At 40.9% G+C, this 15,333-nt stretch carries 11 protein-coding genes; 7 read left to right on the forward strand and 4 right to left on the reverse strand.

Features of this window, described 5'->3' with window-relative positions:
* Positions 1-154: 154 nt before the first annotated feature.
* Positions 155-1,714, reverse strand: coding sequence for an SRPBCC family protein (locus tag NU887_RS02660; protein ID WP_258421808.1), 1,560 nt, complete (start codon positions 1,712-1,714; stop codon positions 155-157).
* Between the two features lie 229 nt (positions 1,715-1,943).
* Between NU887_RS02660 and NU887_RS02665 the strand changes: the two genes are divergently transcribed.
* From NU887_RS02665 to NU887_RS02695, 7 genes are all read left to right on the forward strand, one after another.
* Positions 1,944-7,067 (forward strand): adenylate/guanylate cyclase domain-containing protein, encoded by a 5,124-nt coding sequence (locus tag NU887_RS02665; RefSeq protein ID WP_258421809.1) that lies wholly within the window; start codon positions 1,944-1,946, stop codon positions 7,065-7,067.
* Between the two features lie 150 nt (positions 7,068-7,217).
* Positions 7,218-8,108, forward strand: coding sequence for a KPN_02809 family neutral zinc metallopeptidase (ypfJ, locus tag NU887_RS02670; RefSeq protein WP_258421810.1), 891 nt, complete (start codon positions 7,218-7,220; stop codon positions 8,106-8,108).
* Positions 8,109-8,146: 38 nt separating this feature from the next.
* Complete coding sequence (locus NU887_RS02675) at positions 8,147-9,568, forward strand: sulfatase (protein ID WP_258421811.1); 1,422 nt, start codon at positions 8,147-8,149, stop codon at positions 9,566-9,568.
* Between the two features lie 164 nt (positions 9,569-9,732).
* Positions 9,733-10,482 carry a TerC family protein gene (locus NU887_RS02680; protein WP_258421812.1) on the forward strand — a complete coding sequence of 250 codons (750 nt, stop codon included), beginning with the start codon at positions 9,733-9,735 and terminating at the stop codon, positions 10,480-10,482.
* 82 nt (positions 10,483-10,564) lie between these two features.
* Positions 10,565-11,494: an NAD(P)-dependent oxidoreductase gene (locus NU887_RS02685; protein WP_258421813.1), complete on the forward strand. Its 930-nt coding sequence runs from the start codon at positions 10,565-10,567 to the stop codon at positions 11,492-11,494.
* A 169-nt stretch (positions 11,495-11,663) separates the two neighbouring features.
* Positions 11,664-12,137, forward strand: a complete 474-nt coding sequence (gene greA / locus NU887_RS02690) for a transcription elongation factor GreA (protein ID WP_258421814.1) — start codon at positions 11,664-11,666, stop codon at positions 12,135-12,137.
* Between the two features lie 50 nt (positions 12,138-12,187).
* A complete protein-coding gene (locus NU887_RS02695) occupies positions 12,188-12,580 on the forward strand; it encodes an HIT family protein (RefSeq protein WP_258421815.1) in 393 nt (130 codons plus the stop codon).
* Positions 12,581-12,588: 8 nt separating this feature from the next.
* On the opposite strand, the gene NU887_RS02700 is transcribed toward NU887_RS02695, so the two are convergent.
* The 3 genes from NU887_RS02700 to NU887_RS02710 are packed head-to-tail and all read right to left on the reverse strand — an operon-like array spanning position 12,589 to position 15,331.
* Positions 12,589-13,473: a carbohydrate kinase family protein gene (locus NU887_RS02700; RefSeq protein ID WP_258421816.1), complete on the reverse strand. Its 885-nt coding sequence runs from the start codon at positions 13,471-13,473 to the stop codon at positions 12,589-12,591.
* The gene (locus tag NU887_RS02705) at positions 13,466-14,809 is read right to left on the reverse strand and encodes a sugar porter family MFS transporter (RefSeq protein ID WP_258421817.1); all 1,344 of its coding nucleotides are present in this window, start codon (positions 14,807-14,809) and stop codon (positions 13,466-13,468) included. The genes NU887_RS02700 and NU887_RS02705 overlap by 8 nt, the downstream gene beginning before the upstream one ends.
* Before the next feature lie 57 nt (positions 14,810-14,866).
* Positions 14,867-15,331, reverse strand: coding sequence for a YciI family protein (locus NU887_RS02710; protein WP_258421818.1), 465 nt, complete (start codon positions 15,329-15,331; stop codon positions 14,867-14,869).
* Positions 15,332-15,333 lie beyond the last annotated feature (2 nt).

Below are 15,333 nucleotides of genomic sequence, written 5' to 3' on the forward strand. Positions count from 1 at the left end.
TTAATAATTATGAAAATGTTTTAGTTAGGCTAATGACAGTAGGTGTTGGGTCATCTTGAATCCGAGGTAAATGGATGAAAGGTCTCAGAGTAAAAGAGACTCTTAGCTACACTCAGAGTGACGACTTGGATTTTCACTAGAATCTTTCATTAAATCAATCTTCCAAATAAGCTTTTGCGTTGTTCAAGCCGTTTTGGAGGTACTTTTTCAGAAATAGTGGAATGAATAACATGAGGAATAATTTGGCAAAAATGTTTTTGTAAGTGAAAGTATAGACCCACCTCAGTCTTGTCTGGTCATCTACAGTGTCAAACCACATCTGCCCGTAGGTTTTATTGGTCAACCGTTTGAAAATATCACTGAAGTCTGTGGTCTGGTACGCATAGTGGGAATATTTGCACACAGTGATTAATTCCTCCACCAGCTTGGCAGAATCCCCTCTTTCGATTCTCCTGTTGTCTCCTACGTATTCCCAATTTCCTCTTAGTGTGGTCACATTGATGACACCATAGATAGGTCCTGTTTTCAAGAGCCAATTGGGAAGTTCCTTGACACTTGATACATACTTATAGGCTTTTTCTTTATTGCAGTTGACGGTCACTTCTGCGGATGTCTGAAGTATTTTTTTGCTTGGAACTTTCTGGTCAATGGTTACTTTATCGTTTAACTTATTAAGGTCTGAATAAAAATCATGAGCATGTTTAGGTTCAAGAACAGGCAATTTGTTTTTGTCGTGACGGAATTTGGACATGACCTCATACACCCTTTTTCTTACCCTGTTGAAACTTCCCAAAGGCCGGTGCTCGGGCAATGAATGCCATGGATTGAAAGACAGGTTATCTCCAAACTCCATCCGTGCATTGGAATCAAAAGTTTGCGGGTGGATAGTAAGGGAAGCTACCTTGATGTATTGGGATGTCCAGGCAACGGTTGGGTCCTCTATCGGCATTGCATCTGCATCGGTTTGGAATTGGACAAAAAAGTCAAATTTGGCTTCATTGCCGTATAGAGTTTGTGCTAGATTGTAACGCAGGTAATCATAATCCTTTGTGTTTTCTACTATAGTAATATTGCTTGGAGAAGGTCTGAGATGGTATTTTACAGCTCTATCCACTGTCCCGAACTGGTAAGGCTGTGTACTCCAATAAGGGATACTGAGTGGATTGTCGCAGGCTACCATACTTTTCTTGATCCGCATAAGGGTCGGTAAGTGAAAAGGATTTAGAAAGTAAAGCAACGATTTGAGTTTACTCGCAGACGTGATGGCAGCTAGAAGGGTGTTAAGTTCTTTGATGGTTTTTGCAAAAAAAGTTTCGCTGCTCATCAGCAGAAAATCCTGAGTTTCCTGAAAATGGGCATCGTTTAGAATCTTTTCCCCTGGCACTCCCATCAGTTTGATGGCGGCACCTCGGATATCTTTTTTCTTGTCTTTCTGAGTTTGGGTGTTGCCGTTTGAAAACCTAACCCATGCCTGGTATTCTTTTTCATGCTTAAATACCCCGACTTTCAATTCTTCAGGCAGGTCTTTCTCTACGGTAAATGTAGCTTTGACACAGCCATGCATTTTGGTATGGACTTGTCGCAGCATTTTTTTGTCCTTATACATCCTGGTGACCTGGGCTTCAAATTCGTTGACCATCTGAGCGGCAATGCTGTCTTCGTCAGCAGTCACATATTCATGCCCTAATTTTTTACCTGAAAGTATATCTGACATAAAATTTAAGAGTTTTAGAATTGAAATTTCAATAAAACTGTGAAATGAAACAATCTGAAAGTAATTAAAAATAAGGTAAAGTTTCTTGAAAACAAAATATTATTAGGTAGTTTGGATATTAAAAAATGTATTATATTTAAGACAAAACCTATTGATGCCTTTTGAAGATAATTACCCGATTTCTTTGAAAATAATTTCTTTTCAAATTACCATCAAAAATTTATCCTAAATGGAGTGGCATGTTTTGTATGCAGGAAAAATTCATTCTATTCTGAGGTCAGAATCGTTTTTTGAGCAAAATTTTGTCATCAAAAAAGCTTCCCTTACTTCCTTATCCCAAATAGATTTTCTAAAATCAGGAAACGAAGCCTCTTTTGTAGACGAGTCAATTGAAGGATTCAGAAAAGTTCTGGCTATTGAAAACAGCAATTCAGAATCTCATCTAAAATTACAGTTTATAAAAGGACAAAATCTTAGGGAGCATAATTCAAATTCGCTAAGCGTTATCGATAAATTAAAAATCTGTATTGCCATCACCAAAAGACTTGCGGAAGTTCACCGTCAGGAAATTGTTCATTTGAACCTTAATCCCGAGCATATCCTGATTGAATCGGGGACAAACAAGATTTTCTTTATCAGTTTAGGATTGGCTACCCGGATTCAGAGAAAAATAGGGGTACAGAGCAGGTTAATTTTTTCGGAGGCTGACTATGATTTTATAGCGCCCGAACAGACAGGTAGAATCAGTACCGACATCGGTTATTATACAGATATATATTCATTGGGGGTTGTTTTTTATTGGTTGTTTACCTCAAAGCTTCCATTTGGATCGAAGGAAGGTTCCTCCAAAATCCACGCCCATATCGCCCTGACTCCAAGAAGTCCCGCAGATATGGTAGATATCCCAAAAATCATTTCAGACCTGATCCTGAAAATGCTTGAAAAAGATATTCAGACAAGGTATCAGTCTGCAACTGGTGTTTTGTATGATCTGGAATTGGTCCTGAATGGTCTTCAGAGAAAGGGAATTGCACCCAGCTTTGAACTTGGGACCAATGATTCTTCGGGTGTACTCAGATTCTCAGATGAGCTATATGGTAGAGAAAAGCAAATTGTTCAGCTGAAGGATGCATTCCAACGGGTTTTGGAAGATGAAAAAATCCTCATGCTTGTCTTCGGGAATTCCGGAGTAGGGAAGTCAGTCTTGGTAGACCAACTTTACAGGCCTGTAATCAAAGATGGAGGATTTTTCATTTCCGGTAAATTTGACCAATTGAGAACTGATGTTCCTTATTCAGCTTTTTCCCAGGCTTTGGGAAGGCTCGTAAGTCAGATATTGCTGTTGAATGAAAAAGACCTTGGACATTGGAAGCATGAGCTTCACAGATTGCTCCATCCTATCGGAAGGGTTTTGTTTGATATCATTCCCGGATTGGAAAGGCTTCTGGAAAATGAACCTGAATTACCGGTCCTCAACGGTGTGGAAGCACAATTGAGATTTAACTATGCCCTTAACAATTTCTTTCAGGCGTTTTCAGATTCAAGCAAACCCCTCGTTATTTTCATTGATGACCTGCAGTGGTGTGATCTTTCATCTCTTAATCTCATCCGGAATATTCTCACCAACAAAGACCTGAAAAACATCTTGATCATTGGGGCTTACCGGGATAATGAAATCACAACGGGTCATTTATTTCTTCAATTCAAAATGGAAATCGAAGAGCTTGGAATCCAACCTGAAGAAATCTACCTGGAAAATCTTCAGTATGAGGACATACAACGGCTGATTTCCAATACTTTGGGAAAATCCAAAAGCCCTTTGGATGAATTGGTGAAGATTGTAGACAAAAAATCTGCTGGAAACGCATTGTTTGTAAACCAGTTTTTGAGAGCCATTTACAAAAATGAAATGCTTCATTTTGACAGTGCAGAGGGAAGTTGGAAATGGGATGTGGATGAATTGATGGGTTATAATGTCGAAGGGGATATTGTCAATCTCTTTTTGGAAACCATCAATAAATTACCCTCAGCATGTATAGATGTCTTAAAATTAGCTTCCTGTATCGGGAACAAATTTGGCTTGGGCGAATTGGCGATCATCACCCGAGAAGGCAAATACAATGTCTACCAAGCACTAAAGCCCGCACTTGACCTTGACTTGATCATAGAAAGCCGTGATGGTAACCTGTATTTTGTTCATGATAGGGTTCAGCAAGCTTTTTATTCATTAAACGATGACCTTGGCAGGCAGGAATACCACCTCAAGATTGGCAGACTTCTTTTAGAAAATACGCACGAGGAAGACCTCAGGGAAAGCATATTTGATATTGTAAACCAGTTCAACTTTGCAAAGGATCTGGTTTCGGATCCTTTGGAATCAAAGAAACTTTGCGAGCTCAATATCATTGCCGGTCAGCGTTCTCAAAGCGCCACCGCCTACTTGCTGGCAATCCAGTACTTTGAAAATGCGATCCAGTTTCTTCCCGCAGATGCATGGGAAAAAGATAAGAAATTCACTTACAACCTGTATTTGAATGCCGCTATCGCTGCCAACCAATCCAACAAGCGTGACCGGTTTAAGGAATTTACACTCCTGCTTGATGCCAATGCCACGGATATTTTGGACAAGCTACGCCTTGCTGAGCTCAAGATCCAAAATGCAAATGTTGAAAATGACCAAAAGCGGGTGATTGAAATCGGACTTGAGGCCCTTCATTTTGCCAATATCCATTTAAAACTTCACCCGACTCAGCTTGATGTGCTCTTTGGGTACCTGATGACCAATGCGCGCTTGGCTTTTTTTAAAGAAGACGACATCGAAAAACTGGCCAAAATTGAAGATGAGAAACTGATCATCAGCATGTCCATCATGCACCATATGTCTTTGGCAGCCTACTTTTTAGAGCCCAATATGGTACCCCTTATTATGTTTGAGCTAATCCGGCTTACACTCAAATTTGGTTTGGGTCCAAAGACCCCCTTTGCTTTTGTGGTTTTTGGCTATATCAATATTGCCTTTATGGGGAAAATGGAGAAGGGACTCAAAATGGGTCAGCTTGGTAACAGGCTTGGTGAAATTCTCAATAACGAAGATCAGTTTGTATCCCTCAAGCAGGTCTATGTGATGTTTATTTCCCAATGGCTGACGCATTTGGCAGGGACGATTCCTGATTTGGAGGAGGCATTGAAAAAAGGCCTTGAAACCGGAGATTTTGAATTTACCTCTATCATTGGGCAGCTGATCATTTATTGGAATTTTTACGGAGGTGAGCCAGTCGACAAAGTCCTCAAAAGAGGAGAACTCCTCAGCATGCAAGTAGCCCCTCTCAATCAAATCATGCAGATCAAGCGAATTGACCTGTTCAGGCAATCCACTTTGGGTCTGGTGGATGGAGTCAGAGACTTTGAGGTCTTGGCAGGCGAAATTTTTGATGAGCAAAAAATAGATTTTCCAAATGAACCGGCTTTTGGACTTTATTTCCATAACCTATATGCCCAGAAAAAATTTCTTGCAATGGTCTATAACCAAAATGAGGCCGCTTGGAAATTCTGTTGCAAGGAAAAAGAATATTTGATTCCGGTCAAAGGTTCAGTGACAGAGATGTTGTTTTATTTCTATGAAAATCTCTGCATTACTCCCATTTATTCTTCCAAAGAATCTGAAGAACGTAAAAAATTACTCAAAATCTGCAGGAAAAACATCAAATTGATCAAAGGGTTGTTGAAATATTCAGAGGTCAATTACCGGCACAGGTATGAATTGATGAATGCAGAGTACGAAAACCTGAAAAATAACTTTGACACAGCAGTCAAAGCCTATACCTATGCTATCAGGTATGCTCGCCTCAACAAGTATATCCATGAAGAGGCCTTGATATGGGAGAGGGCAGGATTGTTTTTCAAATCACAAAACCAACCCGAGGCAGCCCAATTCTATTTTTCCAATGCCTACAAGGCCTATGCAAAATGGGGTGCAAAAGGAAAGCTGGAGCAGATGAAAGAGGAGTATGTAGGTTTTATTTCGCTTGAAGAAATCGGACTCAAATCCAATAACCTCGACTTGGATACCATTCTAAAGACTATCAACCTGATTTCGGGAGAAATGGTATTGGAAAACATCCTTACCGGACTGATGAAACTTGTTACCGAAAATGCAGGAGCTGAAAGGGCATTTTTGGTCACCCGCGAAAAAGACAAAAAAGTCATCAAAGCCTCTTTGGATATTTCAAACAATGAAATACAGGTTTTGCAGGATATTTCTTTTGATACGTTTGATGAAATCAGCCATTCGGTAGTCAATTACGTCATGAGGACAGGAGAAACCCTCGTCTTGGATGATGCTAGTACAAGACTGCCTTATTCCAATGACGAATATATTTTGAGGAATAAAATCAAATCAGTGGTCTGCCTGCCTTTGAAGCATGCAGGAGAAGGATTTGCATTCCTATATCTGGAAAACAGGCTGCTGTCCGGTGCATTTACCAAAGAAAGAATCGAAATTCTCCAAGTGATGGCAACCCAAACAGCCATTTCATTACAAAATGCCATGCTTTTGGACCAGACTACCCGACTCAACAGGGAATTGAAACAGGAAGTAGAGGTAAGGAAAGCTGTTGAAGAAAATCTAAGGATCAATGAAAAAAGGCTGGAAGAATATAATGCCAACCTTGAATACAAAGTCAATGAAAGGACCATAGACCTCCAGTCTGAAAAAGAGAAAACAGATGAATTGTTGTTGAACATCCTGCCAATGGACATAGCCCGTGAACTCAAGGAAAAAGGGACTGCACAAGCCAAAAAGTTTGAAAGTGTCAGCGTACTCTTCACCGATTTTGTCGGGTTTTCGATCATAGCCGAAAACATGAGTGCAGATGAGCTTGTTTCAGAGATCGATTATTGTTTCAAAGAATTTGACAGGATTATTCAGAAGTACCCCATTGAGAAAATCAAAACTATCGGGGATGCTTACATGGCAGTGGGTGGTCTTCCTGTAACCAATAATTCCCATGCGGTCGATGTCATCAATGCAGCCTTGGAAATAAAGGATTTTATTGAAGCCTACAAACAGAAAAAGATAGCTCAAAACAAACCGGTTTTTGAAGTCCGAATCGGGGTCCACACAGGAAATGTGGTCGCAGGAATAGTGGGACTCAAAAAATTCGCCTATGACATTTGGGGAGATACAGTAAACCTTGCTTCACGGATGGAAAGCAGCAGTAAACCAGGAAAAATCAACATTTCGGGAACAACATATGAACTTGTCAAAGACAGGTTTGATTGCACCTACCGGGGTAAAATCATGGCCAAAAACAAAGGGGAGGTCGATATGTATTTTGTGGAGGGAGTTAAATAAGCCACTTTCCTTCTTATTCAAAGAAGTCTTCGATAAATAAAGATTCCTTAGAAATCCACAATTTTCATTAACTATTTCCAAGAACTTTATAATTGCTTCCAAAAGGGGTAAATTGTTTCCGGTTTTTATTCAAAATCAAATCAAAAAAATATGAAATGGCAAGGAAGACGTAAGAGCAGCAATGTCGAAGACAGAAGGGGACAATCATCCGGAGGTGGGGGAGGAATCAATCCGATGTTACTGGCCCCACTTTTAAGGTTGCTTTTTTCCAAAGCCGGTCTGGTCATTGTAGGAGGATTTTTTTTGGTCATGTGGATAATGGGTACCAATCCGATACAGTTAATTTCACAATTTACAGGTGGGGGGCAAATGTCACAAGTTGCCTCTGACTATGCTCCGAGCGCAGAAGAAGAGCAGCTTGCAGAGTTTACCGCTGTGGTACTAGCCGAAACAGAGGATGTGTGGCAAAGGTTGATGGAGAATTACAGGGAACCCGGCTTGGTATTATTTACAGGCCAGGTCAGTTCTGCCTGTGGCAATGCTTCAGCTGCTACCGGGCCTTTTTATTGTCCTGGAGATGAGAAAGTATATATTGACCTCAGCTTTTTTCAGGATATGGGAAAGAAATTGGGCGCTCATGGAGATTTTGCCCAAGCATACGTTATTGCCCATGAAGTAGGCCATCATGTCCAAAGATTGGATGGGACTTTGGAGCGAGTACAGTCTCAGCGTGGTAAGCTCCCCGAAGCTGAATTTAACAGACTGATGGTTATGTTGGAATTGCAGGCTGATTTTTATGCAGGAATATGGGCACATCATACCCAAAAAGTAGCAAAAATACTGGAGCCGGGAGACCTGGAAGAAGCGCTGAATGCCGCAAGTTCGGTAGGTGACGATAGACTTCAGAAGCAGGCAACAGGTAGGATTGTCCCTGATTCATTTACCCATGGAACTTCCGAACAAAGGGCAAGATGGTTTAAACTTGGCTTTGATACAGGCGACGTAAGCTTGGGGGATACATTCAACGCAAGAAGACTGTGACTTCCTTGAGTTTATTTTTTCATCAGCCTTTGAAATTAATGGGATTTCAAATGGTTCTTGTGGTTGTGTTTTCCATGGGGAATTTCAGCTTTGCCCAAGATGCGGACGAAAATTTCAATATCCTTTTGATCCATGTAGATGATTTGGGTTGGACCGATATTGGTGTATTAGGGAGTGATTTTTATGAAACGCCAAATATTGACAGGTTGGCTGCGGAGGGGGTATTGTTTTCGAATTCTTACGCCGCTGCTGCAATCTGTTCACCAACTAGGGCAGCTTTGTTGACAGGAAAATATCCGGCAAGGACAGGTATCACGGATTGGATTCGGGCCAAGTTCCAAGGGGGAAGCGGGATGGCCCTCCCCTCTGACTATGAAGAAAACGAGGGAAAAGAATGGAAGATACCAAAAAATCAGGGCTTTCTCGTCCATGAGGAAATCACCTTGGCTGAGAGGCTGCTGCCATATGGCTATACCAATCTTCATGTGGGCAAATGGCATTTGGGGGAAGAAGGATATTATCCGGAAGATCAGGGTTTTCATTTAAATGTCGGAGGAAATGATTTGGGACAGCCACCGAGTTACTTTGATCCCTACCTTCCCGAAAGACCGATTCAATATTATGAATTCAAAAATCTTCCACCCAGAAAAACAGGAGAGTTCCTGATGGATAGAGAAGGCGATGAGGTGGTGGCTTTTATTCAAAAACAAATGGATAAAAAGTTTTTTATCCATTGGGCGCCCTATGCTGTCCATACTCCCATCATGGGCAAAGCTGACCTGATTGAAAAATACAAGCGGAAGCAAAAAGGGAATCAGGGCAATTCTGTATACGCTGCTCTTGTAGAAAGTCTTGACCAAAACATAGGGAAGGTAATTGAAGAGCTGGAAAGATTGGGTTTGACAAGAAAGACAATGGTCATATTCACTTCTGATAACGGTGGATTGATCGGGAATACATCTGAACCCATTACAAATAATTTTCCCCTCCGTTCACAAAAAGGATATCCTTATGAAGGTGGAATCCGAGTTCCGACGATTGTAAGGTGGCCTGGAAAAATTGCACCCGGTCAGGTAAGAAATACTCCCATCATCTCAATCGACTGGATTCCGACAATCATGGAGTATGTGGGAGAAAAAACCACCGAAGGAACTTTGGACGGAAAGAGCTTGGTTGATGTTTTTCAAAACCCCGAACATACCATTCCAAGGGATTTATTTTGGCATTTTCCACATTACAGGGGTTCAGATGTGGTTCCTTATGCCATTGTCAGGTCGGGCGATTTTAAATTGATCCATTATTTTGATGGAAGTGAAGCTGAGCTTTTTGACCTAAAAAAAGATCCGAAGGAAAGCCAAAACCTGATCAATTCCGATCCTAAAATTGCGGAGGAACTTATTGGGAAATTGAATACCTGGTTTGCCGAAACAAATGCGAGGCTTCCTGTAAGGCTTGATTGAATTATAGAAATCTTTTTATGCCAGGTCTCTTGATAAAATTCAGACCTGATTCAACTTTTGCATTTGGATCTCCGATGATTACTTTCATAAATTTCTTTAATCAAATATTCCCAACTCTGTATAACTTCGCACGTCTTATTGGCTCATTCTAAACTAAACCACACATGGAAATCTTTCTTCAAACCGAAACCTGGATTGCATTATTGACTTTGACCTTTTTGGAAATAGTCCTCGGGGTTGACAATATTATTTTTATCTCCATTGTATCCAACAAACTTCCGGAATCCCAACAGGGAAAAGCTAGGACCTTGGGTTTGGCATTTGCATTGGTTTTTAGGATTTTACTCCTTTTGGGGATTTCCTATATCATTCAATTTACCCAACCACTTATTTCGGTTTGGGGTTTTGACATGAGCGGCAGGGATTTGATTCTTGCAGGTGGAGGATTGTTTTTATTGTTCAAATCTACCCTCGAAATCCATCATAAGATGGAAGGCAAAGCAGAGGAAGTCAAACCGAATTCAGCCAATAATTTTGCAAAAGTGGTTTTTCAAATCATCCTATTGGACTTGGTGTTTTCCTTCGACAGTATTTTGACAGCTATTGGATTGGTCAAAGAAGTGCTGATTATGATCATAGCAGTGACCATTTCTATTGGAATCATGATGGCATTTGCAGGGAAAATCAGCCGATTTATCAACAAACACCCGACGTTACAGATCTTGGCTCTTTCCTTTCTGATTTTGATTGGATTTATGTTGCTCGTAGAAGGTTTCCATGTAGAAGTGCCTAAGGGCTATATCTATTTTGCTGTTTTCTTCTCCTTGGCGGTGGAAATAGTCAATATGAGAATGAGGAAAAAAGGAACCGAAAAACCGGTCAAATTGAATCCACGACTCAAAGAAGGGAAATAGCAGTAGGCGGTCTCAGTGGGAAGCTCTCAAGCACTACAACAATTATAACAATTATAACCATTATCGCATCCTTAACCTCCAAATGAAAGTCCTAATTATCGATGAAATGCACCTGAGCATTATTCCATTGTTGGAAAAAGAAGGGTATTTGGTGGACTATAAGCCTGTGATCAAAAGAGAGGAGATCATGGAAATTGTCCATGAATATGAGGGATTGATCATTCGGTCCAAAACCCCGATGGATCGACCATTGTTGGAAAAGGCTGTCAAACTCCAATTTATCGGCAGGGCAGGTGCTGGACTGGATAAAATAGATTTGGAATACCTCAAAGAAAGAGAAATCCACCTGTTTCATGCTGCCGAAGGCAATAAGGATGCCGTAGGAGAACAGGCCATTGGGATGCTCTTGGCTTTATTTAACCATATTGGTAAAGCAGATCAGGAAGTAAGAAAAGGAATCTGGAAAAGGGAGGAAAACCGTGGGGAGGAACTTCAGGGTAAAACAGTTGGCATCATTGGCTATGGCAATATGGGTTCGGCAATGGCTAAAAAATTGACCGGATTCGATGTCAGGATTTTGGCCTATGACAGATACAAAACCGGTTTTGGAAATGAATTCGTGGAAGAGGCTGATTTTCAGTTACTCCTTCAGGAATCAGATATAGTCAGTTTACATGTGCCATTGACACCCGAAACAAGGAATTTTTTGACTTTGGAAGTCCTCAAGAAGTTCAGAAAACCAATTTATCTGATAAATACAGCGAGGGGAGAAATCATTTCCTTTGAGACATTGAATCAAGCTTTGGACCTCGGGATTTTTAAAGGTGCAGTTCTCGATGTGTTGGAAAACGAGAAATTCAACACCTTTACTGTTGACCAAAAATCGGAATTTTCAAAACTGGCTGCCCGGGACAATGTGATTTTCAGTCCCCATATCGCAGGATGGACACATCAGTCCTATGTCAAAATCAATAAGGTACTGGTGGATAAGATAAGACAATCATTGAAATAGAAGTTTTCATTTATAAAATCCAAAAAGTTTTCTTTTTGCTTATGGATTGCTTTCTCTGCCTGATTTAATTACATTTGTACCATCACATAAGAAATTAGATTAGAAGCAACGGTTTCAGCAATGAGACCGTTCTTTTATTTTTCATAGGCATAGTAAAATTTAGAATACCATGGGACAGATACAGTATTACACTGAAGAAGGCTTGAAAAGGCTAAAAGATGAGCTTCAGGAATTGAAAACAAAAGGCAGGACAGATATTGCCAAGCAGATCGCTGAAGCAAGGGACAAAGGGGATTTGAGCGAAAATGCAGAATATGATGCCGCCAAAGATGCGCAGGGATTGCTTGAGCTGAAGATTGCTAAATTGGAGGCTGTTGTCGGCAATGCCCGTGTCATGGATAATTCCAAAATGGATGCTTCCAAAGTTGGGATTCTCAGTACTGTAAAAATCAAGAATATCAAAAACGGCATGACCGTTTCTTATACATTGGTATCAGAAGAAGAGGCAGACCTCAAAGCGGGTAAGATTTCTTTGGCTTCGCCTTTCGGAAAAGGATTGAATGGAAAAGCTGTCGGAGAAATAGCCGAAATCAAGGCGCCGGCGGGTGTATTGCAATTTGAAATCCTGGATATTTCCTATTAAAAAAACCAACTCCCGATGGATTCTCCTTCGGGATTTTTTATTTTTATCCCATGGCAACCATCTTTACCAAAATCATCAACAGGGAAATCCCTGCAGAAATCATCGCTGAAGACGATAATTATATTGCATTTTTGGATATTATGCCCTTAGTCAAAGGACATGTACTAGTCGTCCCAAAACAGGAAATAGATTATATTTTTGATCTGGATGATACTACACTTTCAGGATTGAATGTTTTTGCAAAGAAAGTAGCCCAAGCCATAGACAAAACCATCAAATGTACCAGGGTGGGCGTCGCAGTGATCGGGTTGGAAGTGCCACATGTTCATATCCATCTTGTCCCGCTACGAACGATGGATGATATCAATTTCACAAGGCCTAAACTTAAGCTAAGCAAAGAGGAATTGGCAGAAATTGGGGAGACAATCAGGAAGGGGTTTTGATTCAGTGATCACTGATTTCTTACCACCCTCCAAACCTCACTCTCCTCATACCTCGGAGTTCCACCTTTTTTGGTAGCCACAAAAGCCCCCATGGCACAGGCAAAATCCAATATTTCATTGGGTGATTTACCCTGCAGATAGGTTTTGACAAATCCCGCAAGGAAAGCATCTCCCGAACCGACAGTATCTTCTACTTTTACCTTGTAGCCTGGATGTTTGATGATTTCTCCGTTTTGGTAGATCATTGCCCCTTTAGAACCTAGGGTCACGCATACCATCTTGATCGGGAAGTGGGTTGTCAAAAGCTTACAGCAACTTTCGACATCAGAAGGTACGCTAAAATAGTCAGAGACAATCTCCAATTCATCCTCATTGATCTTTAAGATATCTGTAAATCCGAGCATGAGCTCAATTTTTTCAAAGTCAAAAAACGGTGCCCTGAGGTTAATATCAAAAATTTTCAGAGTTGGCAGGTGCAGCAATTGGTACAAAGTTTCCCAGCTCACGGTATTTCGGACAGCCAAAGATCCAAATATAAATGCATCGGCATCTTTTACGGCGTTTTTGTTATCGTCAGTCAAACTTATAAAATCCCAAGCAGCCGGGGAAACGATGGTGTATTTGATATTTTCCGGGTCTTCATTATGGACCGTCACTGTCCCTGTCTTGTGCTCCAAATCTTCTTGGACCAATGTTGTGGGGAAATCATACGAATTGATGAAATCAAGGTACTTTGTTCCATAATCATCTTTTCCCAATCGGGAGATCATCTGTACATCAAGTCCAAGCTGATTGAGATGAAGGGCGACATTCATAGGTGCGCCACCTGGGATTTCGTGGTCAGGAAAGCAATCCCAAAGCATTTCCCCAAAACATATGACTTTTTTAGACATGGCTTTTTTGTAGTTCTTTTTGAATTTCTTCCAATGATTTTCCTTTGGTTTCAGGCATTCTAAAGAAAACCCACAGCAATTGTAATACCATCATCAAGGCAAAAAAGGCGAAGATATTTCCTGCTCCGTAGGTGTTGGCAAAATACGGGAAAACATTAGCAACGACAGCAGCCAAGATCCAATGGGTAAATGACCCCAATGACTGACCAAATGCCCTGAGTTCGTTGGGGAAAATCTCCGCAATAAACACCCAAATCACTGATCCTTGGCCTATGGCATGAGAGGCAATAAAGCCAAAAACGAAGTAGGGGAGGAGCTGTGGGGGAATGAACCCACCGAAATAGCTGTATGCCATCAATGAAAGTGAGATGATATAGCCCACTGAACCGATGTACATCAACATTTTTCTTCCTATCCGGTCAATAAGATAAAGCCCAAGCATTGTTGCCACAAGATTGATAACGCCAATCCCGATTGTGGAAAATAATGCATCTTCAGTAGAAATCCCTGCTGATTCAAATACCCGTGGGGCAAAATATATGATCGCATTGATTCCTGACATCTGATTGAAAAAAGCCATCAGGAAAGCGAAAAATGAGATTTTCCTAAACTTTGAATTGAAAAGGGCAGAGACGGAGATTTTTCCTCTGATTTCTTTACTTTCGGCGATAGCGAGTTCCATGGCTTCATCTACACCTTCAGGGTCCGTCCTCGTGAGAATTTCTCTAGCAGCTTCATAATCCTGCTTTTTGGCGATCAGCCACCTTGGGCTTTTGGGTACTTTCAAAATCAGCACGCTATAAATCAAAGCAGGTATGGCTTCCACTCCAAGCATCCATCTCCACGCTTCATTGAGATTGGCGGTACCGATCAGGTAATTGGAAAAATAAGCCATCAGGATTCCGAAGACAATATTGAATTGGTACAAAGCAACCAATTGTCCTCTTCTCTTAGCAGGGGCGATTTCTGATATGTACATAGGGGCAACAACAGAAGATGCACCTACTCCCAAACCACCAAGAAAACGGTAAAACATAAATGTGTTGACATCGTTTGCCAATGCCGAACCTACCGCTGAAACAAAATAAAAGACACCGATCCAAATCAGGGAATTTTTACGGCCAAACTTATCAGCCGGGATTCCACCAAACAAAGCTCCGAAAACTGTCCCATACAGCGCGACAGCAACAGCCATTCCATGGCTCCAATCGTCAAGGTTCCAAAGTTTTTGGATATCGCGCTCAGCTCCTGAAATCACCGCAGTATCAAATCCGAATAAAAATCCACCCAATGCTGCAGTGATGGATAAGAACAATACGTAGTTTTTACTTTGCATAAATAGGTTGTTGGGTTTGCTGTTTAAAACTAAACAGAAGTATGGGATTTCAAAAGGTTAATCAAATCCTGTCTTCTGGATTTTTTGGTGGATTTCAGGAATTATAACCAAAGCCGCCGATCCATACCATTCTTTCAATTCCATTTTCAATACTCCGGCCTTGATGGCAGGGTCGGTATTGGTGAGCGATTCTGCTTCCTCGATGGAAGTGACATCAAATATAAAAATACCCCGCATGGCGTCGGTCCCGAAAAATGGACCAGCCAAAATAAGTTTGCCCATATCTGCCAATTTGGTAATATTTGCCATATGTCCTTTTTGGATTTCAGCCCTTTCTTCTTTGGAATATTCGGATACTCGATCTCCGGAATAAAGGAATGCCATGACATATTTTTTCATTCCGAGATCATCTGCCTTGAGTTTTTCGGCTAGTTGGGCATCATAATTTCCAGTTTGGGCCTTCAGTTCTGTATAAAGCACAGAAAAAAAGAGAATGAATAGAAAGAAGCAGTATTTTTTCATAG

It is taken from the genome of Aquiflexum gelatinilyticum (genome assembly GCF_024741135.1).
Lineage (GTDB): Bacteria > Bacteroidota > Bacteroidia > Cytophagales > Cyclobacteriaceae > Cognataquiflexum > Cognataquiflexum gelatinilyticum.